29 protein-coding genes are annotated in these 22,476 nt (G+C 52.8%); all 29 read left to right on the forward strand.

Going from position 1 to position 22,476, the window contains the following annotated elements; translation table 11 throughout:
* Positions 1-50: 50 nt before the first annotated feature.
* The 29 genes from flgB to fliR all read left to right on the forward strand — a co-directional run bounded on the left by flgB (position 51) and on the right by fliR (position 22,476).
* Entirely contained in the window at positions 51-434 is a 384-nt protein-coding gene (gene flgB, locus AC5SV9_RS12250) for a flagellar basal body rod protein FlgB (RefSeq protein WP_475149993.1), read from the forward strand.
* Between the two features lie 2 nt (positions 435-436).
* Entirely contained in the window at positions 437-856 is a 420-nt protein-coding gene (gene flgC, locus AC5SV9_RS12255; RefSeq protein WP_475149992.1) for a flagellar basal body rod protein FlgC, read from the forward strand.
* 12 nt (positions 857-868) lie between these two features.
* Positions 869-1,537: a flagellar hook assembly protein FlgD gene (locus tag AC5SV9_RS12260; protein ID WP_475149990.1), complete on the forward strand. Its 669-nt coding sequence runs from the start codon at positions 869-871 to the stop codon at positions 1,535-1,537.
* A 10-nt stretch (positions 1,538-1,547) separates the two neighbouring features.
* On the forward strand, positions 1,548-2,744 hold the full coding sequence (flgE, locus tag AC5SV9_RS12265) for a flagellar hook protein FlgE (RefSeq protein ID WP_475149989.1): 1,197 nt from the start codon (positions 1,548-1,550) through the stop codon (positions 2,742-2,744).
* Between the two features lie 11 nt (positions 2,745-2,755).
* The gene (locus AC5SV9_RS12270; RefSeq protein ID WP_226767924.1) at positions 2,756-3,490 is read left to right on the forward strand and encodes a flagellar basal body rod protein FlgF; all 735 of its coding nucleotides are present in this window, start codon (positions 2,756-2,758) and stop codon (positions 3,488-3,490) included.
* Positions 3,491-3,503: 13 nt separating this feature from the next.
* Positions 3,504-4,289 (forward strand): flagellar basal-body rod protein FlgG, encoded by a 786-nt coding sequence (gene flgG, locus AC5SV9_RS12275; RefSeq protein WP_475149988.1) that lies wholly within the window; start codon positions 3,504-3,506, stop codon positions 4,287-4,289.
* Positions 4,290-4,292: 3 nt separating this feature from the next.
* Positions 4,293-4,955 carry a flagellar basal body L-ring protein FlgH gene (flgH, locus tag AC5SV9_RS12280; RefSeq protein ID WP_475149986.1) on the forward strand — a complete coding sequence of 221 codons (663 nt, stop codon included), beginning with the start codon at positions 4,293-4,295 and terminating at the stop codon, positions 4,953-4,955.
* Positions 4,956-4,965: 10 nt separating this feature from the next.
* A complete protein-coding gene (locus tag AC5SV9_RS12285) occupies positions 4,966-6,060 on the forward strand; it encodes a flagellar basal body P-ring protein FlgI (protein WP_475149985.1) in 1,095 nt (364 codons plus the stop codon).
* A complete protein-coding gene (locus AC5SV9_RS12290) occupies positions 6,061-6,531 on the forward strand; it encodes a rod-binding protein (protein ID WP_475149984.1) in 471 nt (156 codons plus the stop codon). It begins immediately after the preceding gene.
* Complete coding sequence (gene flgK, locus AC5SV9_RS12295; protein ID WP_475149982.1) at positions 6,528-7,862, forward strand: flagellar hook-associated protein FlgK; 1,335 nt, start codon at positions 6,528-6,530, stop codon at positions 7,860-7,862. Before AC5SV9_RS12290 ends, flgK begins: the two co-directional genes overlap by 4 nt.
* A 10-nt stretch (positions 7,863-7,872) precedes the next feature.
* Positions 7,873-8,769, forward strand: a complete 897-nt coding sequence (gene flgL / locus AC5SV9_RS12300; RefSeq protein WP_475149979.1) for a flagellar hook-associated protein FlgL — start codon at positions 7,873-7,875, stop codon at positions 8,767-8,769.
* Positions 8,770-8,808: 39 nt separating this feature from the next.
* Entirely contained in the window at positions 8,809-9,834 is a 1,026-nt protein-coding gene (locus AC5SV9_RS12305) for a hypothetical protein (RefSeq protein WP_475149978.1), read from the forward strand.
* Positions 9,835-9,840: 6 nt separating this feature from the next.
* Positions 9,841-11,175 (forward strand): motility associated factor glycosyltransferase family protein, encoded by a 1,335-nt coding sequence (locus tag AC5SV9_RS12310; RefSeq protein ID WP_475149977.1) that lies wholly within the window; start codon positions 9,841-9,843, stop codon positions 11,173-11,175.
* A complete protein-coding gene (locus AC5SV9_RS12315; protein WP_475149974.1) occupies positions 11,172-11,453 on the forward strand; it encodes a hypothetical protein in 282 nt (93 codons plus the stop codon). The genes AC5SV9_RS12310 and AC5SV9_RS12315 overlap by 4 nt, the downstream gene beginning before the upstream one ends.
* Positions 11,454-11,549: 96 nt before the next feature.
* Positions 11,550-12,389, forward strand: coding sequence for a flagellin N-terminal helical domain-containing protein (locus AC5SV9_RS12320; RefSeq protein ID WP_475149972.1), 840 nt, complete (start codon positions 11,550-11,552; stop codon positions 12,387-12,389).
* Between the two features lie 91 nt (positions 12,390-12,480).
* A complete protein-coding gene (gene fliD / locus AC5SV9_RS12325; RefSeq protein WP_475149970.1) occupies positions 12,481-13,776 on the forward strand; it encodes a flagellar filament capping protein FliD in 1,296 nt (431 codons plus the stop codon).
* Positions 13,777-13,792: 16 nt separating this feature from the next.
* A complete protein-coding gene (gene fliS / locus AC5SV9_RS12330) occupies positions 13,793-14,185 on the forward strand; it encodes a flagellar export chaperone FliS (protein WP_475149968.1) in 393 nt (130 codons plus the stop codon).
* A 271-nt stretch (positions 14,186-14,456) separates the two neighbouring features.
* On the forward strand, positions 14,457-14,783 hold the full coding sequence (gene fliT, locus AC5SV9_RS12335) for a flagellar protein FliT (RefSeq protein WP_475149965.1): 327 nt from the start codon (positions 14,457-14,459) through the stop codon (positions 14,781-14,783).
* Positions 14,780-15,988, forward strand: coding sequence for a flagellar hook-length control protein FliK (locus AC5SV9_RS12340; protein WP_475149962.1), 1,209 nt, complete (start codon positions 14,780-14,782; stop codon positions 15,986-15,988). The genes fliT and AC5SV9_RS12340 overlap by 4 nt, the downstream gene beginning before the upstream one ends.
* A gap of 14 nt (positions 15,989-16,002) precedes the next feature.
* Complete coding sequence (locus AC5SV9_RS12345; protein ID WP_475149960.1) at positions 16,003-16,431, forward strand: flagellar basal body-associated FliL family protein; 429 nt, start codon at positions 16,003-16,005, stop codon at positions 16,429-16,431.
* A gap of 9 nt (positions 16,432-16,440) precedes the next feature.
* The gene (locus tag AC5SV9_RS12350; protein WP_475149958.1) at positions 16,441-17,160 is read left to right on the forward strand and encodes a FliA/WhiG family RNA polymerase sigma factor; all 720 of its coding nucleotides are present in this window, start codon (positions 16,441-16,443) and stop codon (positions 17,158-17,160) included.
* A gap of 19 nt (positions 17,161-17,179) precedes the next feature.
* Entirely contained in the window at positions 17,180-18,037 is an 858-nt protein-coding gene (gene motA, locus AC5SV9_RS12355) for a flagellar motor stator protein MotA (RefSeq protein ID WP_134058206.1), read from the forward strand.
* On the forward strand, positions 18,037-19,038 hold the full coding sequence (locus AC5SV9_RS12360) for a flagellar motor protein MotB (RefSeq protein ID WP_475149955.1): 1,002 nt from the start codon (positions 18,037-18,039) through the stop codon (positions 19,036-19,038). The genes motA and AC5SV9_RS12360 overlap by 1 nt, the downstream gene beginning before the upstream one ends.
* Positions 19,025-19,444 (forward strand): PilZ domain-containing protein, encoded by a 420-nt coding sequence (locus tag AC5SV9_RS12365; RefSeq protein ID WP_134058202.1) that lies wholly within the window; start codon positions 19,025-19,027, stop codon positions 19,442-19,444. Before AC5SV9_RS12360 ends, AC5SV9_RS12365 begins: the two co-directional genes overlap by 14 nt.
* On the forward strand, positions 19,437-20,321 hold the full coding sequence (locus tag AC5SV9_RS12370) for a FliM/FliN family flagellar motor switch protein (RefSeq protein ID WP_475149953.1): 885 nt from the start codon (positions 19,437-19,439) through the stop codon (positions 20,319-20,321). The genes AC5SV9_RS12365 and AC5SV9_RS12370 overlap by 8 nt, the downstream gene beginning before the upstream one ends.
* Entirely contained in the window at positions 20,318-20,677 is a 360-nt protein-coding gene (locus AC5SV9_RS12375; protein ID WP_475149951.1) for a FliM/FliN family flagellar motor switch protein, read from the forward strand. Before AC5SV9_RS12370 ends, AC5SV9_RS12375 begins: the two co-directional genes overlap by 4 nt.
* On the forward strand, positions 20,670-21,434 hold the full coding sequence (gene fliP / locus AC5SV9_RS12380) for a flagellar type III secretion system pore protein FliP (protein ID WP_475149948.1): 765 nt from the start codon (positions 20,670-20,672) through the stop codon (positions 21,432-21,434). The genes AC5SV9_RS12375 and fliP overlap by 8 nt, the downstream gene beginning before the upstream one ends.
* On the forward strand, positions 21,431-21,700 hold the full coding sequence (locus AC5SV9_RS12385) for a flagellar biosynthetic protein FliQ (protein ID WP_475149947.1): 270 nt from the start codon (positions 21,431-21,433) through the stop codon (positions 21,698-21,700). The genes fliP and AC5SV9_RS12385 overlap by 4 nt, the downstream gene beginning before the upstream one ends.
* The gene (fliR, locus tag AC5SV9_RS12390; protein ID WP_475149946.1) at positions 21,697-22,476 is read left to right on the forward strand and encodes a flagellar biosynthetic protein FliR; all 780 of its coding nucleotides are present in this window, start codon (positions 21,697-21,699) and stop codon (positions 22,474-22,476) included. The genes AC5SV9_RS12385 and fliR overlap by 4 nt, the downstream gene beginning before the upstream one ends.

Raw genomic sequence — 22,476 nt, forward strand, 5'->3', positions numbered from 1 at the left:
TGGCACAGAGCTTGTAAAACCCAATGACAGCAATGGCAACCTGTTTCTAAGTGAGTAATCTGCACATGTTTGATAAAGCGCTTGGCGTCCACCCGTTTTCACTTCAGCTGCGCATGGACAGAGCCGAAATTATTGCAGGCAATCTGGCCAATGTCGATACACCGGGTTTTAAGGCGCGGGATATCAATTACAAGCACATCATGCAGGACGTAGCGTACCGCGTAGAGCACGGCCAGAACCGGCCGCTGACGGCAGCCGAAGACGGTCATCAGTTGCTGTACCGCACGCCTTATCAGGCCTCAGCTGATGGCAACACGGCTGAACTGAACGTTGAGCAGGCCAATTTCGCTGCCAACACTATGGATTTTCAAACCAGCCTTACATTTTTAAATATGAAAATCAGCGGCTTGCAAAAAGCGATTAAAGGGGAATAAGGATGTCTTTTAACAGCATTTACGATGTCAGTGGCAGCGCGATGCGCGCCCAGGTGATGCGGCTGGATACCATTGCTTCCAACCTTGCCAATGCCGATACCGCCGCGAGCACAGAAGCCGGCGCTTACCGGGCGTTAAAGCCGGTATTTGCCGCGCTGTACAAACAAACGACTGAGCAGCAAAGCCTAGCAGCTGAAGTGCAGATGATGGGTATTACCAGCTCCAGCCGGCCGGTAGAGCAGCGCTACGAGCCTAACAACCCACTGGCAAATGGTGACGGCTATGTATTTTATTCTAACGTCAACGTGCTCGAAGAAATGGCTGACATGATGTCTGCATCGCGCAGCTATCAAACGTCGGTTGAGGTGATGGGCCGGGTGTCCAGTATGCAGCAAAGTGTGCTGCGTCTTGGCCAGCAGTAAAGGAGTAGCAGCGTGAGTGCAATCAGTGGCTTAGGTGCCAGTAATAACAGCGCCGCCAACAACGCTATCGCCGGTAATGGCAATAATGCTGAAGGCTTATCAACCATGTTTCTTGAGCTGCTGGTGGCGCAGATCAGCCATCAGAACCCGCTGGACCCGATGGACGGCACCCAGTACGTCAGCCAGTTAGCTGAATTTGCCAATGTGGAAAGTCTGCAAAGCCTGAAAATTGACTCGGGCAAAAACCTGGAATTGCAGGCCAGCCAGCAAGCGTTGCAGGCTACAGGGTTAATCGGCCAGCAGGTGGATGTCGCAGCTGAAAGCATAGTGCTGGAGCAGCGTAGTGAAATTAAAGGTGCTATTAACCTGGGAGTCGACGCTGATGCTGTTGAGCTGCGGCTTTACAACGCTGAAGGCGAGCTGGTACAGCATCAAAGCCTGGGCTACAGCGGCGTGGGTACGCTGCGTTTCGCGTTTGATGAGCAGGCCGCCGGCGGTTACTACGTGCAGGCTGATGCGGTTATCGCTGGTAAGCCTCAGCCGCTGACCACCCTTCTTAGCGGTGAAGTGGAACGGGTATCGCTGAGTAGCAATAAAGACGACATTATTTTACAGATTAATGGTTTAGGTAATCATTCGCTGCTGGATACCAACCAGCTGGCGCTGGGTGGAAACAGCTAAGGATTTTACTATGTCTATGTTCAATATCGGCTTAAGCGGCCTGAAAACGACACAGAAAGCACTGGAAGTAACCAGTCACAATATTGCTAACTCTGGTACCGCTGGTTTTAAAAGTGGCAGCGCCGAGTTTGCCGCCGTCTATAACGGTGGTCAGCGTGGTGGCGTTGATGTCAGTGACATCAAAGAAAACTTCAGCCGCGAAGGCGGTGTTGTCAGCACAGGTTCGGCGCTGGATTTAGCCATTACCGGCAAAGGCTTTTTTGTGGTTTCAGAAAACGGCCGTATGGCCTATACCCAGGCTGGCCGCTTTGATCTGGACAAAGATCAGAACATCATTAACAGCAGCGGCAACCGCCTGCAGGGTTACGGCATTGATGCGCAGGGTAATCTGGTACCGGGTGTGTTAACCGATCTGAAAATTGAAGCGGCCAATATACCGGCAGAGGCATCTACGGAAGTGGCGTTTTCGCTGAACTTAAGCTCGGCCAGTGACGTGCTGCCCGCAGCCGGTTTCGACCCGGCAGTGGGTAGTAGCTACAACTATTCGCAGTCGAGTGAAATTTTTGACTCGCTGGGCAACAGCCATACCTTAACGCAGTACTTTATCCATACCGCGCCTAATACCTGGGAAACCCGCTACTTTGTTGACGGTGCTGATTTAGCGACGCCGTCGACGCTGACATTTGACCCCAGTGGCCAGCTGTTAACCCCGGCCACACCGTCAACGGTGGCGCTAAGCTATACCCCGACCACCGGCGCCGCTGTGATGAATTTTGGCGTTAACCTGACCAACAGCACCCAGTTTGGCAGCGGCTTTAATATTTATGAAAACGACGCTGACGGTTACACCGCCGGTGAGTTTGCCGGTGTTGCTATTGCTGAAACCGGTGAAGTGTTCGCTACCTTTACCAACGGCGAAACCAAGCTGCAGGGCCAGGTAGTGCTGGCTAATTTTGCCAATGTAAACGGCCTGGAAACCGGCAACAAAACCGTATGGTACGCCACCAATGAATCGGGTGCTGCGCTTTACGGCACACCGGATGCCGGCAGCTTCGGCGCACTGCTGTCCGGTGCCTATGTTGGCTCTAACGTTGATATCAGCGAACAGCTGGTCGATTTGATGGCGTTTCAGCAGAACTATCAGGCCAATGCCAAAACCATCAGCAGCGCTGATGAGATGATGCAAATTCTGTTTAGTGCCACCTAAGGTACCGCATTATGGAACGCTTAATTTACACCGCCGTTTCGGGCGCTGAGCTAAACCAGACGGCACTGCGTGTCAGTGCGAACAATCTGGCCAACGTCAATACGCCAGGCTTTAAAGCCGATATTGAACAGGCGCAGGCAATGATGGTGGCTGGCGATGGCTTTCGTAGCCGTTATCAGGCGCAGTTGCTGCCGGTATTTACCAGCCTGAGTAACGGCCCGGTACAACAGACTGGCCGTGATCTGGACGTGGTATTAAGCGATGGCGGTTTTCTGGCTGTAACCGACGCCGATGGTAACGAAGCCTACACCCGGGCCGGTAATCTGCAGGTTGAGGCCGATGGCCGCCTGACATTAAACGGTTACACCGTGCAGGGCGAGCAGGGCGATATCGTGCTGCCGGAATTTGGTGCTATCGACATTGGCGCCGACGGCACCATTAACCTGCTGCCGGTGGGCGGCGGCGTCATTGAACAGGAAGGCCGGCTGAAACTGGTCAGTGCCGGTGATAACACCCTGGTGAAAGGGCTGGACGGTTTACTCAGGCCACAACAGCAGGACGAACTGGCCGCCGATCTGGCTATTACGCTGCGTACCGGTGCACTGGAAGGCTCTAATGTTAACGCGGTGGAAGAAATGGTCAGCACCATGAATATCAGCCGTCAGTTTGAAATGAATATCCGCATGATGAAAACCGCCGATGAGCTTGCCGTGTCGGGTAACAAATTAATTAGCGGCAACAGCTAACAGGAGCAGCGCAATGAATTCAGCTTTATGGGTAAGTAAAACCGGTTTAGCGGCGCAGGACATGCGCATGACCACTATTTCTAACAATTTGGCCAACGTCAGCACAGCCGGCTTTAAAAAAGACCGCGTGGTGTTTGAAGATTTGTTTTACCAAATTCAGCGCCAGCCAGGCGGTCAGGCTGATGAGCTGAATCAGGTGCCGTCCGGTATTCAGGTCGGTACCGGTGTGCGCGTGAACGGTACACAGAAAATCTTTACCGAAGGCAACTACGAAACCAGTAACAACCCGCTGGATGTCGCCATTACCGGCCAGGGTTTTTTCCAGATGGAAAGCCCGGACGGTGAAATTCTGTATAGCCGCAGCGGCCAGTTTCAACCCAATGCTGAATCGCTGATGGTAAACGCCAATGGTTTGCCGCTGCTGCAAAATATTGCCATTCCGGAAAACGCGACCAAAGTCACCATCGGCAGTGATGGCACGGTAACAGCGGTGCTGGCCAATGAAATTGAACCGGTAGAGCTGGGCCAGATATTAACAGTGAACTTTGTTAACCCGGCCGGCCTGGAAGCGCTGGGCGGTAACCTGTTCCGTGCCACTGCCGCTTCTGGCGAGCCGATTGAGGGCGTGCCGGGTGAAGAGGCGTTTGGTGCGCTGCAACAGGGCGTGATTGAAGGTTCTAACGTTAGCGTGGTGGACGAGATGGTTAGCATGATTGCGGTGCAGCGTGCTTATGAAATGAACGCCAAAGTGGTATCGGCGGCAGATGAAATGCTGCGCTTTATTAACCAGAGCCTGTAACTGATGAAAACCTTAACTGTGCTGTTGTTGCTTAGCCTGCTGGCAGGTTGTGCCAGCCCGTCTGAACCTGTGCACCAGGCTGACTGGGAGCAAGTGGTGGCAGCGCGCAGCAGTAACGAGGCCGAGCCTGGCCTGACAGAGGGTAGCCTGTACAGCGACCGTTATATGTTTACGCTGTACGAAGACAAACGCGCCTATCGCGTGGGTGACATTCTGACGGTCGAGCTGAACGAGCGCACCCAGTCGAGTAAAAGCGCCGATGCCAGTGTTGATAAAAATACCGGGATCAATGTGGGGGTGCCGCTGGTAGGTAACCTGAATACATCTGAGCTGGCGATGGAGCTGAATTCGCGTTCACGCTTTGACGGTGAAAGCACCGCCAGCCAGCAGAACTTTTTGCGGGGCTCCATTACTGTGCGTGTTACCGATGTACTGCCAAACGGCGCACTGGCTATCCGCGGTGAAAAATGGATCAAGCTGAACCAGGGCGATGAATATATCCGCTTGCAGGGCCTTGTGCGGCCGGAAGATATTGATGTCACCAACCGCGTGTCGTCACAGCGCATTGCCGATGCCCGTATCAGTTATTCCGGTAAAGGCGAAATGGCCCGCGCCAGTCAGGCTGGCTGGTTCACCCGCTTATTTAATTTACTGAACCCGTTTTAACCGAGGTGTTATGAAAACGCTTATTGCCGGTTTGTTATCAAGCTTACTTGCTCTGCCCGTTGTGGCCAGGCCGCTGCTGGATCTGGTGGATATTCAGGGCGTACGCGATAACCAGCTGGTTGGCTACGGCCTGGTGGTGGGGTTGCCCGGCTCGGGTGATAAAACGCAGATTAAATTTGCCGCCCAGTCACTGAACAATATGCTGAAACAGTTTGGTGTGCAGCTGGACGAAAGCAGTTTACCTAAATCGAAAAACGTCGCCGCGGTGGCTGTTACCGCCACGCTGCCGGCTAATGCCAGCCCGGGTCAAACGCTGGATGTGACCATTATGTCACTGGGTGATGCGAAAAGTCTGCACGGCGGCAGCCTGATGCTGACACCGCTGCGCGGTGTTGACGGCAAAGTGTATGCATTGGCGCAGGGCAACCTGGTGGTAGGCGGTTTAAATGCAACCGGTCAGAGCGGTTCATCAGTCACGGTAAACGTGCCGACAGCTGGCATCATTCCGTCCGGGGCTATTGTCGAGCGCTCAGTTGCCCAGCTGTATCAGCCGGACAGTGAAATTACGCTGAATTTACGCCAGCCGGATTATCAGACGGCGCGCAATCTTGTCACCGCCATTAACGACGTGTTTGGCCCGGATGTGGCGCGTGCAGAACATAAAGGCAAGCTGAAAGTCAGTGCACCGGCCGATGCCAACAGCCGCATTACCTTTATGTCGATGTTACAGGATATTGATGTGCAGGAAGGGCGGCAGCGGCCAAGAGTGGTGTTTAACAGCCGCACCGGCACTGTGGTAATGAATGATGTAGTACGGGTTAAACGCGCTGCCGTCAGTCACGGCAGCTTAACGATAACCATCAGCGAGCAGCAGGGTGTCAGCCAACCTGGCCCGTTTAGCAACGGTACCACCACGCCGGTGCAGAACAGTGCCGTCAACGTGGAAGAACGTGCCGCCAATATGATGCTGTGGCCTGAAGGCAGCTCGCTGGAAGAAATTGTGAAAGCCATAAACGCGCTGGGGGCAACGCCGGCGGAACTGATGTCTATTCTGATTGCGCTGGACAACGCCGGCGCACTGGATGCTGAACTGCTGGTGATTTAAATGAATATAACCCCGTTATCCGGTTCATCGTTATCTGGTCTGGCGATAGACCCTCGTGCAGTCGCTGGCATTGACGCCAGTCAGGACGCCGCCAGCCGGTTAAACCAGGCGGCTGAGCAGTTTGAAGCCATCTTTTTGCAGTTAGTGTTAAAAAATATGCATGCCGGCACGGATGCCATTGCCGGTGAACACGGCATGTTTGCCAGCAATGAAGCGCAGACCTTCCGTGATATGCACGACGCGCAGCTGGCACAGTCGCTGGCGTCGAACCAGCAGCTTGGCTTGTCAGAAGCCATAGTAAAGCAGCTTGGTGCCGGCCTTTCGCAAAGCGAAAATAAATTTAAGCAACTTGTCGATGCTGTCGCTATGCCTGATAAGGGGGCGTTGACTCTGGTGACGCCGCAATACAGCAATAATGCGTTCAGCCAGCCATTATGGCAGGCAGATCCAAGTGGGAATTCCGGTTTATGAGCATGCTTTTAAACGGCGTATCAGGCCTTAATGCGGCTAACAGCGCGCTGGGTGCTGTCAGCCAAAACGTCGCAAATGCGGCGGTTAAAGGCTACAGCCGGCAGACGGTGTATCTGGAAACTGCGGCTGGTGGCCTGAACGGCGTTAAAGTGACCAAAGTTGACCGTATTGTTAACAGCTTTTTGAATGATGATATCTGGCGTACCAGCGCAGACACCGGCTATTACGAAGGCTTTCAGAACTATATTGGCTATCTGGAACAAATTCTGGGTACCGAATCGCTGAACCTGAATGATGCGGTCGCCGGTATCCGCGCGTCGTTTAACGCCGCTATGTCTGCACCGGATTCTGCCGCTTACCGCCAGCAGGCGTTATCGTCGGCGCAGTCGCTGGTACAGGATATTGCGCAGATCAACGGTGCCTTATCTGATCAGCAGGCCAAGCTGGGTAAAGAGCTAAGCGATCTGGCAGATAACAGCAGTTCTTTGTTACAGCAGATTGCTGAAATGAATAGCAAAATCAGTAAAGCGATGGCGCTTGGCCAGCCGGTGGCAGAACTGTCTGATGCGCGCGAGAATCTGGTGACCGAGTTATCCGGCTATCTTGGCGTAGATATTACCGATGTCGGTGACGGTAATCTGAATATCAGTAGTAAAAATGGCGCACCCTTAGTGGTGGGCAGCAAAGCCGCTGCTGTCAGCGTGACCGGCACCAGTGTTGATGTCAGTTTTAACAGCCAGAACTTCGCGCTGAACGAATTTGTTGGCGGGCGCATCGGCGGTTTGCTGAATGTCGATGCCACTGTGTTGCAGCCCAGTAAATTACAGCTCGAAACTATTGTTAGCAGCGTTGCTGACTCGGTCAACACGGCATTGTCGGAAGGCTTTGATTTAAATGGCTTGCCCGGTGAGCCACTGTTTGTTTACAACCCGGCCGATGTATTGGGCACCTTTGGTGTTAACGCCGCGCTGGAACCTGATGATCTGGCCTTTACCGGCCGGGTGGATGATGGCTTTGGCAACTGGATCCCCTCGGGTGGCCGTGGTGACAACGGCAATATCGCCAATCTGGTGTCAGCACTAAATGGCTCTATGACCGGTTATGACACCCTGATTGGCGACCTGGCGATTCAGAGTAAGCAGGTGCAAAGCAGCGTAAAAACGGCGCAGTTGTTAAAAGACAATGCCTTAGCGGCGCGCGACAGCGTCAGCGGCGTCAATCTGGATGAAGAGGCCGCCAACCTGATGTTTTATCAGCAGTTATATGATGCCAACGCCAGAGTGATCAGTACCGCAGATCAACTGTTCAAAACCCTGATTAATATTTTCTGAGGTCGCTGAAATGCGTGTAAGCAGCAATCAATATCACCTGACAACGATCCGCAATATTCAGCAGTCAACGGCTGAATACAGCAAGCTGTCTACCCAACTGGCGACTAATCAGCGTATTCAGAAGCCCTCAGACGACCCGCTGGGCTCGGTAATGTTGCTGACACTGAACAGTGAGCTGACCAAACTGGATCAGTACAAAAGCAACATGAATGCGGTGCATTTTACTCTGGGGCAGCAGGAAACCCAGCTTAGCAGTATCGTTAATACGCTGTACTCTATTCAGGAAATTGTCACCACGGCAGCCGATGGTTCGGTCGGGCAGGCTGAGATGGAAGCTTACAGCCAGGAACTGTCAGTGCTGTTTCCAGCCATTGTCGATTTACTCAATGCCAAAGATGGCAACGACAACTATTACTTCTCCGGCAGCTTAACCGATGTTAAACCTTTTGAGCGCGACGGCGCCGGCGTGTATCAGTACTTAGGCGATGACAGGGTGCGCGATGTTGCCGTGTCAGATAATTCCAGCGTGCCAGCCAACATCACCGGCGATAAACTTGACCCCGGCGTCACCTTTTTAAATGAAATGCAAACCTATCTGGACCTGATCGCTACCGCGCCGGCTGCTGGTGTAGGGAATGAGTCGCGTGACCTGTTAGGCCATATCAGTAATTTTCTGGCCAGCGTCAGCGGTGAGATTACCCGTATTGGCGGCACTTTAGCGTCATTGGATGAAATGGCACTGGGTAATGATGATATAGCGCTGTTCACTGAGAATCTGCGCGATGACATTAAAGAAGTGGATTACCCCGAAGCGTATGTGCAGATGAATCAGGCGATGGCATCGTATGAATCATCACTGAAGGTGTATTCCAGCGTGTCACAGCTGACATTGTTTTCCTATGTCTGATGCTGATATCTGAGCGTATTTGCCGGTAGGGAGACGATAATGCAGCTGTCAAATGCGGTAGAAAAGGTAAACAACAGTGCACTGACCCCACTTAGTGCAACGGACAAAGCTGCGGTAGTAAAAGCGGTGCAGCAGGATGATGCCGGGCAAAAGGTGCCGCTGTCACGCCAGTCCCGGCAAATTCAGGTATTAAGTAAATGGGCGCTGGCCGCTGATGTGTCTAAACAGCTGAGCCAGACTGATCAAACTGAGCGTAGCATCCGGCTGGCTTATCAGGAACTGGAAAACCTGCGACGGCAGCTGAATTCGCCTGCCGCCGCCAGATTATCCGCCGACCAGCAACAACAGGCGCAGCAAAAACTGCAGCAACTGGAGCAAAAACTGGCTCGCAGTGATTCCGGCCTGAACGCCCAGCTGATGCCGGCCGGCACAGCCCCGGCGCCGGTAAGCGCCAGCTTAACTAACAACATTGATCTGTTGTCTGAGCGACGCCAGGGCGAGCAGGTGAATATTCTGCTTGGCCGCAGTGGCGGTGCGGTCAGTATCAGCCTGCCTGCCGGGCAAAGTGTCAGTGAAAACCTGCAAAGTGTGCAGCAAGCCTTTGCACCGCAGCAAATCAGTGTCAGCACAGATAATCAGCAGCAACTATATTTTTCAACCGAAGCCCGTAATGCCCGTAAGTTGCAGGAACCCTGGCTGTTAACCGGCCAGGGTGTGCGGGTGGCGGCCGGCAACCCGGTTAGTGTCGCGTTGCAACCGGCCGACAGTGCGCTGACACAACTGAGCAAAGCGGCTGGCAAGGCGGACAACGTGCAGGCGTATCAGCAACAGATCCAGTTAGTACAGCAGCAGTTAAAAGATGCACTGGGCAAAGTGCAGGCGCAGCGCGCCGCGTTACAGGCTCAGTTAGCGGCGATATCGCAGCAGCAAAGTGATACGACAGAGTTAAATGCGTTAAGCCAGCAGCTACGGCTTAACATGCAAAGCGGCAGTAAAAGCGCGGTATCGGTAGTGATGTCACAGGCCAATATCACCCGTAGTCTGGTTGAATTTGGTTTGGGATAAGTCTGAGTGTCTGATTCGTGTTTTTCCGATAATCTCGCAGTTATCAGCCAGCGCTGGCCGGCGCTAACATCGGTAATACTGCAGGCGGCTGACGAGCAACACCGGCCGCAGGTGCAACTGGCACAAGGGCGCGACAGCACCTTGCTGATTAACGGTGTTCAACTTACCAGCCGGCACGACCGGCAAAAAGAAGCCGGCGAACTTACCGCCAAACTCCCTGCTGATAGCTGCAAAATTACCCTGTACGGTACAGGCCTTGGCGATGTACAACAATTGCTTTTGGCATCAGCTCAGTTGCAGCAGCTTAACGTCTGCATTATGAACGAATGTGTGTTTGCGCTGGTGCTGCAATTGCTTGACCAACGTCACTGGCTTAGCGATGACAGGGTAGAGCTGCAGTTGGCCAGTGCACAGCAGGATATTGAATTGCCCTTTGTGGTCTCGCCCTCAGAGCTGGTGCTGGTCAGTGATAGCCAACGTGATATAGCCAACCAACTGACCGCTGAGCGTGAAGCCGGGTATGTGGCTGCCCAGGTGATACGTGCTGCCGAGCCTTATATGCACCGGCTGACAGAAAACAAGCGCTACTGGCAAAATGACAGGCCGGTACAGCTGCTGTTTAACTCTGTTAAATCACAGCAACAGGTATTTGTCATAGCGTCTGGTCCGTCACTGGAGCAGCAGTGCCACTATCTTTACCAGCGTCAGCAACAACACGATGCACCGCTGTTAATTGCGGTGGATACGGCAGTAAAAGCGCTGTTGTCGCATCAGGTGGTACCTGACATCGTTGTCACTATGGACCAAAAAATTGACCCCTGGCATTTGTCTTGTGCAAGCCTGCCATCAAAAACAGCACTGGTGTATTTCCCGTTAACACACTTGCAGTTGCTGACAGACTGCTCCGGCCAGCGCTATGTGGCGATGAGCCAGAGCAAATTGTTTGACAGCATCCGCCCTGAAATTAATGCAGCTTCGCTGTTTATCCATGGCAGCGTGCTGCACCCTGCAGTGGACTTAGCCGTGAAAATGGGGGCGAAGCAAGTGGTGCTGTTCGGTGCCGATTTTGCGTTCAGCGCCAACAAAACCCATGCCGGTTGGCAGGATAAAATGCTGGGACCGGGTTATGCCAGCGCCACCGATTGGGTAGAAAACGTGCAGGGTGAAAAAGTACCCACGCTGCGTAATTTACTGACATACCGCCTGGGCCTGGAGCGCTTTATCCGTGCACATGCGTCAGTGCAGTTTTTTAATGCATCTAAGGTCGGTGCGGTGATCGCAGGCACTAAGCCATTTGATGAGGCTGGGCCCGGTAACGTTGTGGAGCAGGCTGAAAAATGAGCACAGAAATAACCTCGCTGGCTGAGTATCAATGTCAGGCCACTGAACTGGCACTGCAGTTTCGCTGTGGCAGCCATACCCAGGCAGCTGTTGAACTGGCGGCTATGGTGGCGCAACTGGTGCAGGCATTTTCATCACAGCCCGTCCAATATGCCACTGAGCTGCAGAATATTTTGCAGGCGGTGCTGAATTGTCAGGCACAACGTGACTGGCTCGGACTGGCGGATTATCTGGAATATGAACTGCAGGACTTGCTGCACCTGTGTAACGAAAGCTGAACTGTTCAGCTCTGGTAAATTTCTAAAAAATTTTTTTAGTTTTGACAGCACAGCGCCGCTTTATATCTGTGAGCATCATTCACAGGAGATTCCAAGATGGCTTTATCAATTCAATCAAATATGGCGTCAAAAGCAATCCAGAACCAGCTGGGTCGTACTAACAACGATTTATCAGTAGCGCTGGAGCGTTTAGGTTCAGGTTTCCGTATTAACTCTGCTAAAGATGACGCAGCTGGTTTGCAAATTGCTAACCGCTTAAATGCCCAGGTACGTGGTCAGGAAGCGGCAATTTATAACGCTAACAACGCCAACTCTATGCTGCAAACTGCAGAAGGTGCGTTTGAAGAGATGACCAACATCGCTTACCGTATGAAAGAGCTGGCAACACAAGGTGCTAACGGTACCAACAACACTTCTGAATACACTGCATTAAGCTCAGAGTTTGATGCCCTGTCTTCTGAACTTGATAATATCATGAGCAACACTTCTTACGGTTCAGGTACCACGTTGTTAGACGCTGCCGGTAAATTCGGTGCCGGTCCTGTAACCTTCCAAATCGGTTCTACAGCAGCTGAAACGCTGGATGTTGATGTATCAACTGAACTGGGTGCTATCACTACTACTTTAGGTGCGATCACTGGTCTGACTGATCAGGCTGATTCAAGCACTACTATGGCTGAGATTGATACGCTGATCGACAATATCGGTGCTGCCCGTGCCAACCTGGGTGCCAGCATGAACCGTCTTGATCACACCATCAACAACTTAACTAATATGACTGAGAATACTCAGGCGTCAGCATCGCAGCTGATGGATGCTGATTTCGCCAAAGAAACCTCAAGCATGACTAAACAGCAGTTGCTGATGAACTCAGGTATTTCTGTACTGAGCGCATCTAACAGCACCACTCAGATGATTGGTTCTTTACTGCGTTAAGTTAAACGGCAGGGCACTGCTCTGTCTGGCACTCTGTCAGTATTACGCTGGCAGAGTGTTTGTTCTCTCCGTTTCTACCAGGGTATAGGTTATGGCATCGTCATTTTTAAGCATAGATCCGCAATATCTGGCCAGTCAGTACACTCAAATTGAACGCGCCGGCAAAGATCAGCTATTGGCAGGTAAATCGAAACAATTTACTGCCCAGTTAGATGCAATAAAAAAACTGCAAACATCACTCAGCAGTTTCCTTACCCAGATTAAAGATTTTCGCAGCGCCGACAAAAGCATACTGGCCAATACCGCAACCAGCAGCAGTGAGTCGACGCTGAGTATAAAAGCCGGCGGCAATGCCGTGGCCGGTAACTACGAGATTTTTGTTGAACAGCTGGCGCAGAATCATCAGGTCGCCCTGTCATTTGACCCGACGGCAACACTGGCGACAGATGGTGAATTGAGTATCGACCTGGCTGGCAGTAGCTTTTCTGTCGATTTAGCCAGCTTACCGGCTAACGCCAAAGTCAGCGACCTTGCCGCAGCAATTAATAACCACGCCGACAATGACGGTGTCAGCGCGACGTTAGTGCGTAGCGGCAGTGAAACTTTTCTGGTTATTTCCAGCGATGAAAGCGGCGCCGCCAATCAGTTGAGCCTGAATTTTACGCCCGGAGCCGACCCTGCCGGTGCCGATATTACGGCTGCACTGGCCGGGCAAAAAGAGTTAAAAGCCGCGCAGGACGCCATAGTGCGGCTGGGTAGCGACACCGCTATCAGTGTGACCGGCAGCAGCAATACGCTGACCGATGTAATTGAAGGCGTCACGCTGGACTTGTTAAAGGCGCAAACTGCAGGCGACAGCCCGGTATCGGTCAAAGTTGGCCAGGATGATGAGGCGATTAAGCAAAACCTGCAAAGTTTTATTGATGGCTATAACAACATTGTTGGCAGTATCAGCAAAGATACTAACCTGAAAAACGACAGCATGGCGCGCAGTGTACAAAACCAGTTCCGCGCTATTTTTCAGGGTACTTTTGAAGGCAGTACCCTATACAGTGTCGGTATTGAGTTCGACCGTAACGGTAAACTGAACATTGATACCGAACGTTTTGAAGCTGCGCTGGAGAAAGACCCGGCCAAGCTTGAGGCCATGTTAAGTGGTGACAATGGCATGCTGGCGAAACTTGAAACCACAATAGAGCCGTACAGTAAAAGCTTTGGTTTGCTCGGCGACAAACAAAAAACTATTCAGGCCAGCCTGGATTTAATCACCGAAAAGCAAAAGCGGCATGATTATTCCATGGAACTAACCTACAAGCGTTACCTGAGTCAGTTTACGCAGATGCAGGTCACCATAGCGCAGCTGGAAAGCTCGATGGGACAATTTTAATTAGCAGGACACACCTATGTTAGATTTTGCCAATGGCTATCAGGCCTACCAGAACACCTCGGTTGAAGGTAAAGCCGCCGGAGCCGATATTCACAAGCTGGTGCTGATGTTATTCGATGGTTTTCTCGATGAGCTGGCCCGGGTAGAGGGCCATATTCAAGCCAAACGCTTTGATAAAAAGGCGGCCGGCACTGAGCGTATGCTGAAGATCCTCGGTGGGCTGGAAGCCTCGCTGGATCAGGAAAACGGCGGCGAAGTGGCTGCCAATATGCAGCGGCTATACCAGCACTGTGGTCAGGCTGTGTTAGCGGCCAGTCTGAAAAACGATTTAAGCCAGCTTGATACAGTGCGCGTTATTATGACCAATCTGCAGGAAGGCTGGCAGGGGCTGGCGCAAAACGCCGCCTGAGTTTAGCAGTACCTTTTCTTCCACTGTTACATTTGTACCTGATGTAACCTTTTACCGCTGCTTTGGCAGCGGTTTTTTTCACTCTGTACCAGCTGTTGTTACTTTACCCCGGGTTGGCGGCAATGCCGTTGTGCCCTTACTTCCGTCAGGCGGAAGTAATACTTCCGCTTTAACGGTTTCTTTGCTTTTATTTCTATGTAAATCAGCAAGATAAAACATGGCCTGACAGTTGCTATCTCAGTTCGGATAAGCCGTTTTCCCGAGGTCGTGTGTGTCGCTAAGCTACTTAAACAGTACTGATATCGCCAGAGCACTTACGCAGTTGCAGCATGAGCTGCTGCTGGCTGCCCGTGCACACGACTGGCAACGTCTGCGGGCGATGGACCGTCAGCTACTGGCGCTGGTACAGCGTATAACCCAGGCCGGTGCTAAAGACCAGTTCAGCGCTCAGCTGAGTGCGTTGCAACAGAATTACCAGCATGTGCTGCAACTGGCAAAGAACGAACTGCAGCGTACCGAGCTGCAAATGGCACAGTTTAATAAAAACCGCCCCGGCGTTGTGGCCTACCAGCAAACAACAGAAGGGAAGACGCAATGATACCTGTAGTGCGTCAACCGACAAATCAGCCCGCCGATACGGCGGACACCACCGTCGGCACTAACCTGACTGATGATGGTGTAACAGCACTACCTTATCAGCAGCTGCTGGCACAGCTGGCACAACAAAGCGCGGAAAATCCGCAGACGGGCGAGGCAGATATATCTGACGATGACACTGTACCGCCAGAGCCGGCAACCGATAGCAGCCCGTTACCCGTGCTGCCGCAACTGCTGATGCCGCTGCCGGCAGACAGCAGCCTGTCGTCACCGCTGACAGAGCCTGCGGTGACGCTGGCATCATGGTCGCTGTTGAGCCAGCAATATAGCACTACTGCCACCGCGGCAGAGCAAATCGACACGACAGCAAGCAATAGCGCGCCGGCTGGCAGCATGCTTCAGCTGACAACAGCTGCCAGTATGGTGCTGCCAACAGGTACAACAGGAGCAACAGCTGATGCAGCGCCAGCGCCTGGAGCAGTGCTATCGGCATTGGTAGCCAGTAGCGCTGCGTCGCGGCTGGAGCCTTTGCCCGCTACTTCGGCCACCGCTCAGGCAGTATTACCGTTAGCAGATGGCGACAGCATTGAACTGCCGCAACAGCCGGTGCAACAGAGCGTAAACGCTGGTGCCACATTGCAGCAGTTTATTCGCCAGGCGCTGTCTGCGCGCCAGGCCAGCGATACCACACCGGTAAGCACTGCCACCGCCTCTGGCGTCACAAACAGCAGTGACACAGTGTTTAGCTGGAAAGCAGAACTAACAGGCCAAGCCAGCACTGCGCATAACAGCCAGTGGAGTCAGAAGCTGGTGCATCTGCTGGCCGACAAAATTAACTTGCAGCTGGGCCAACAAATCCAGCGTGCGCAAATCCGGCTTGACCCGCCCCAGCTTGGCGTCATTGAACTCAGTGTCAGTCTGGATGGTGAGCGTACCAATGTGCAGCTGTATGCCGCCAATACACAGTTACGTGAAGCGATGCAGCAAAATCTGGATCAGCTGCGCCAGCAACTGGCACAGCGGCTGGGTAATGAGCAAACGTTAAATATTGACGTGCGCCAGCAATCACAGCAGCAATCTGGCCAGCACAACAGCGCGCAGCAGCAGACTATTGCTGTACATTTTAATGAGGTACCAGATGACGCGGCAGAGTCTGCAGCAGTGTCTGGCGAAAACGCGACAAACTGGCTGAACCGGCTGGTATAGGAGAGCAGTAACAGATGAAAGCATTAGTGTTAGTGATTGCAGCCGTGTTGCTGCTGGCTGTCGGCGGCGGTGCCGCATACTTCTGGCTGAATGCACAGCAAAGTGAAAGCAGCGTAGTGCAGAATAAACCGCTGTTTTATCCGCTGGAACGCTTTGTGATCAGTGTCGACTCGGCGCAGCATTCACGGTATCTGGTACTGGAGCTGACGCTTATCAGCCATAGCACTGATGTGATGGCAGCACTGCCGGATGCCTCACCGCTGCTGCGTAATGCGCTGGTAGAGCACTTTAGCAATATCAGCCATGCCGATGTAAAAACCAGCTTTAAAGACATTCCGGCAATTCAGACCCAGCTGCTGGACAAATTTAACCAAACCCTGAACCAGAATGCGTTTAGTTACCAGATTGAACAGGTGCTGGTAACCAACGTGTTTATTCAGTAAGGCCAATTTATGCTGGCAACCACTCAATGGCCTGAGCCGGAGCAAACTGGCAACTTCAGTTTCAGCCCGGCACAGGAAAGCGCACTGTTAAACCGTTACAGCTATATCGTCAAACGTGCCGCAGGCCACTTACGCAGCCTGGTTGGCAGCATGGTTGATAAAGACGATTTACAGCAGATAGGCCTGATGGGGCTGCTCAGCGCTTTACGCCGCTATGGCCGCGATGTTGATGAGCAATTTGAATCTTATGCGTTTAAACGGGTACGCGGTGCCATGCTGGATGAGTTTCGTCGCATCGACTGGCGGCCACGGCAACTGCGCCAGCAATCACACCAGCTAAGAGATAAAAGCCGCGAGCTGACGCGGCAGTTGGGCCGCATTCCGACCGATGATGAGTTATGTGAAGCCATGGGCATAGACAGCGCCACCTTGCTGGAGCTGCAGTACGTCGGCCAGGCCGAAGCCATGGAAAGCCTGGATTTATTGCTGGAACAGCAGGCTGATGCCCAGCTTGGCAGCACCAATTTAAACCAGCTGGAGCTGAAGTTATCGCTGAAAAAAGCCATGTCGTCGTTGCCGGAGCGCAATAAGTTATTGCTGCAGCTGTATTACGCCCATGAGCTGAATATGAAGGAAATTGCACTGGTGCTGCAGTTAACGGAATCGCGGGTATGTCAGCTGCACAAACAATCGGTGGAGATGCTCAGCAAAAAGCTGGCGCAGTGGTAAAGGTACAGGAAGCAAAGCAATGCAGAAAATAGTAGGTTTTATCATCGTTCTGGGTACTGTGGTTGGCGGCTTTATGTTTGCCGGCGGCAACGTGGCCACTTTATGGCAGCCGGCTGAATTTCTGATCATCTTCGGCGCCGGCTTTGGCGCGCTGATTGTTGGTAACTCTAATTACGTGCTGAAAGAAATGTGGTTTCAGGTGAAATCACAGTTTGGCAAGCATAAAGACAGCGGTGCTTTGTACCGCGAATTGTTGCTGTTGATGTACACGCTGTTGGACCTGGCAAAAACCAAAGGCCTGCGTGAACTGGATGAGCACGTAGAAAACCCACAGACCAGCTCGGTATTTCTGGCTTACCCGCTGGTGCTGGAGAACGAGGCTCTGGTGGTATTTGTTTGCGATAACCTGCGCCTGATGAGTATGGGCAAACTCAGTGCCCACGATTTCGATACGCTGCTGGAGCAGGAAATTTATACCATAGAGCAGCAAAAGCTGAAGCCATCCTCGGCGATGTACTCTGTGGCAGAGGCCATGCCTGGCTTCGGTATTCTGGCGGCCGTTGGTGGCATCATCATTACCATGCAGCATCTGGATGGCCCGCTGAGCAATATTGGTTACCACGTTGCGGCGGCACTGGTGGGAACTTTTATCGGTATTTTTGGCTGCTATTGTCTGATGGCACCGCTGAGCTCCGCGATGGAGCAATATGTGAAAAAGCAACTGGCGCTGCTCGATTGTGTGCGCGCTATTTTGGTGGCGCATGCCAAAGGCCATGTCGCGATTGTGGCGACCGATTCCGGCCGGCGCATGATCAATGAAGAGCAGAAACCATCGTTTACCACGATGGAGCAATGGATTAACGATAAGGCCGCCTGATGAATAGCTCGCCCGTAATTATCAAGCGTAATCTGCGTAGCAGTGGCAAAGCCAAGGCCGGTGGCGCCTGGAAAGTCGCCTTTGCCGACTTTACGCTGGCGATGATGGCATTTTTTATGGTGCTGTGGATTTTAGAAGTATCTAACGTCAAAGAGCGTGCTGAAATTGCTAACTATATGCGCACACACTCTATTTTTGATGGCAGCCCGGATCCGTTTAAACCCGGTAACAGCCCGTTTCCGGTCGATTTGGGCGGCACACCGTCGATAGTAGATAAAAACTCGGCTAATGCCTTGCCACCGGACAACCCGCTGCCGGGTATGTCGGAATACCTGCAGGTGCCATCCGGTGACGAAAAACCGCTGGCTGGCATGGGCGACAAACTTAATTCGCTGATTGATGGCCAATTCGATACCCCGGCCCAGCTTAGCCTGCTGCTACAGGCGTTTGAACAGCTGGCCGCACAGCAGCTGGCACAGGAACATATTCAGGTCGATATAGTGCCTTCCGGGCTGCGTGTGATTATCCGTGACAGTAAACAGCAACAGATGTTTGTTCGCGGGCAGATCCGTATGACGCCGTTTTTTGAAGACTTGCTGTTAAGCCTGGGGCCGGTATTTAAAAAGGTGCAGAACAAACTGATTATCTCAGGCCACACCGACAACACGGCTTTCAGTGGCAGCCAGTACAGTAACTGGGAGTTATCGGGTGACAGAGCACTGCAGGCGCGTCAGGTGCTGGCAGCCGGTGGCATGCCGGTCGAGCGGGTCGCGCAGGTCGCGGCGTTTTCGGCAAACCGGCCTTTGAACGAGCAGGATAAAGGTAGCAGTGAGAACCGCCGTATTGAGCTTTTGATCCTGACCTCGGCAGCCGAAGCAGAGCTGGACCAGCTATTTTCTCCTGGCAGCAAAGACAATGCCGTGCAACAGGCCGCAGCAGCGGCAAGTTATAACCAGCCTGTTGGCCGCAGCGGAGTGAAGGTTACCGATGCCAGCAACTAAGCCCGATATTGCAAGACGTTATCTGCGCTGGTACTTCAGCACCGCCAATCAGCCGCACGAAACCCAGACCAAAGGTATTGCCGTCAAACTGAAACAGCCGGGCCTGTTTGGCTCGCAGCTGTGCCAGGCGGTGGTGAAAGATATCAGCCTCGGTGGTGCGGGTTTACTTGCGCCGCTTAGCAAAGCTGTGCCGGATATGCTGGTGGTGGAGTATGACAGTGAAACCCGCATTAAAGCTGAAGTGATCTACCGGCGGGCAGTCAGCGACAAGCTCGAATTTTTGGGCATCAGCTGGCTGGATACCAAACGTGAACAGCGGCTGCGTCTGCTGCGGCGTTTAAGCAAAAAAGCGTACCGTGTATCCCGTGATGCCGGTGCAAACCAAGAAGTAACAGCAGATGAATAAGCACAAAAAAACCGGCGTTATTATCGCCGCCGATGCCGCTGGCAGTTATCAGCCGTTCGCGCTGACGCTGGATCAGCGCCGTTTTAGTCAGGCCAGCTTGGCCGCTAAACAGCATTTGCCTGAACTGGCTCAGGCCGTAGAGACCGAACTGAGCCGGCTTTTAACCGATGTGGAATTTAACATTGAGCTGAGCTTATGTCAGGGCACGGGTCTGGACAGCTGGCTGGCAGAGCCAGGCCGGTTACTGTTGCAATGCCCGGTATTGGTGCCAACCGACAGTTATTGCTACCTGGCGCTTGATTATACCGGGGTGCACCATCTGGCTGACTTATCGCTGGGCGGCCAGCTCAGCAAAGTGGTGGCGCTGGAGGAGAAAACTGAGCTTAGCGCCTCTGAGCTGCGCATCTGCAGCCGTATCGCCCAGCGGCAGTTGCAGGCAATACAGCAGTTTTTATTTAAAGAACAATCAGCGCTGCCAGCCACTGCGGTTAAGCAGCAACTGGAACCCGCGCGCTTTCAATACCTGCCGCTGAAGGTCCGGCTACTGCTGGATGCTGAAGCCATCAGTTGGTTTCTGTGGTTGCCGCTGACCTTCTTCAGCAGCCAGCAGCAGGACACTCCTGTCAGCGTCAGCGCTGTTGATATGTCGCCGTGGCCACAGGTGCCGGTGCAGTGCCGGGTAGAAATGGCGCGGAAAAAAGTCAGCTTACAGCAACTGCAGCAGGGCCTGAAAGGCGAGATCTTACCGATAGAACTGCACAGTGACATGAGTTTTATGCTCAATAACCGCAGCTTATTTTCAGGCAAGGTAGCAGAGGATGCGAACGGCCTGGTATTTCAGATCACCGATATAGCAACTAAAGAGACACTAGCATGAGCGAAAACCCGAACAATGGTAATGGCCTGGATGCGGCATTAGCCGGATTAGACATGATGGATATGGATGACATCTTTGAGCAGGGTACTGACAACGCAGTAAAAACGGATGGCTTGTCGATGTTTCGCGATGTGCCGCTGACGGTAACCCTTGAGGTCGCCAGTGCAGAGGTGACGCTGGGCGAGCTGAGCCGCGCCAGTGTTGGCGACGTGTTGCCGCTGGACAAAGCCGTTGGCGAAGCGCTGGACGTTAAAGTAAATGGTGTTTTGTTTGCCAAAGCTGAAGTGGTGATGGTAGATGGCAAGTATGGCTTAAAGTTTGTCAACCGTAATACGGCAGCGGAGCATCATGCGTAACGCTGGGCTGCGTCAGCTGCTGCTGGCTTTGGGGTTACCGTTGCTGCTGTTATTGCTGCCCGTAATGGTACAGGCACAGGACATGACAGTGTTGTCGGTGCGTGACGCTGACGGCGGTCAGGATTACAGCGTTAAGCTGCAAATTCTGCTGCTGATGACGGCGCTTAGCCTGATCCCGGGCATGCTGATGGTGCTGACGTCTTTTACCCGTATTGTCATCGTACTGGCGATACTGCGTCAGGCGCTGGGGTTACAGCAAAGCCCGCCAAACCGCGTACTGATTGGTATAGCGCTGATGCTGACATTGCTGATTATGCGCCCGGTATGGCAGGACATTTATCAGAATGCGTTTAAGCCTTATCAGGCTGAAGAAATGACACTGGAGCAGGCATTAGTGCGGGCCGAGCAGCCGCTGCGGCAGTTTATGCTGGCGCAAACCCGCGAAAATGAGCTGCATCAGGTATTACTGATCGCTAAAGAACCCACGACAATGGCCGCTGCAGATGTGCCGCTGGATGTGCTTATCCCGGCGTTTGTGCTCAGTGAACTGACCACAGCGTTTCAGATTGGGTTTATGTTGTTTTTGCCCTTTCTGATTATCGATATGGTTGTCGCCAGCGTGCTGATGTCGATGGGTATGATGATGTTATCGCCGCTGATCATCAGTTTACCGTTTAAACTGATGATTTTTGTGCTGGCCGATGGCTGGTCTATGGTCGCAGGTACTTTGGCCGCTACGTTTGGAGCCTCGCCATGAGCCCGGATCAAAGCACAGAACTGGTTGCTCAGGCTGTTTATACCATTATCAAAATTCTGCTGGTGATGGTGGTGCCCAGTTTGATCCTGGGGCTGATTATCGCAGTGTTTCAGGCCGCGACGTCTATTCAGGAACAGACGCTGACGTTTTTACCGCGTATGGTCCTGACCTTGCTGATGCTGGTGTTTGCCGGTAACTGGATATTGCAGACGCTGATCGACTGGTTTCGCAACCTGATGCTGATCATTCCCGGAGTATTCGGGTGAACTCGCTGATTTCACTGAGCAGTGCCGAACTGATGAGCTGGATAGGTGCTGTCTGGTGGCCGTTCGTGCGCCTGTCGGCATTGCTGTGGGCGATGCCGGCGTTTGATAACCCTGGCGTACCGCCGCGCGCCAGAATATTGCTGGCAGTATTTATCAGTTTTTTACTCAGCCCGATCCTGCCTGCCATGCCGGCTGTCGATCCGTTTTCGCTGGATGCAGCGGTAATGACGTTTGAGCAGATTGGCTTTGGCATCATGATGGGGCTGGCTGTTCGTATGCTGTTCGAAGTGCTGATGATGGCGGGCATGATGCTATCAATGCAAATGGGCTTGTCGATGGCGACGATGATGGACCCGGCCACCGGTGACTCTGCACCGCTGCTTGGCCATTTATTCTGGATCATGGGCGCTTTGTTGTTTTTTGCGCTGGGCGGCCATTTGCTGGTAATGGCTGCGCTGGTCGACAGCTTTACGCTGTGGCCGGTAGGCAGTGGCCTGTATCAGTTAAACATCACAGTATTGTTGCAAATGTTCGGCTGGATGTTTGGTGCCGCCTTGCTGGTTGCACTGCCTGGTATTATTTCCATGTTACTGGTCAACCTGACATTTGGCATCGCCACCCGCTCTGCCCCCTCGCTGAACATTTTCGTACTGGGCTTTCCGATGAATATGGTGCTCGGCTTTGTTTGTGTGTACCTGACTGTGGTGCAAACCGGCCAGCGTTTCTCCGGCATGATAAACGACATGCTGAATAACCTTTACCTGTTGATGAGATAA

The sequence above is a fragment of the Rheinheimera sp. ATLC3 genome, assembly GCF_059429535.1.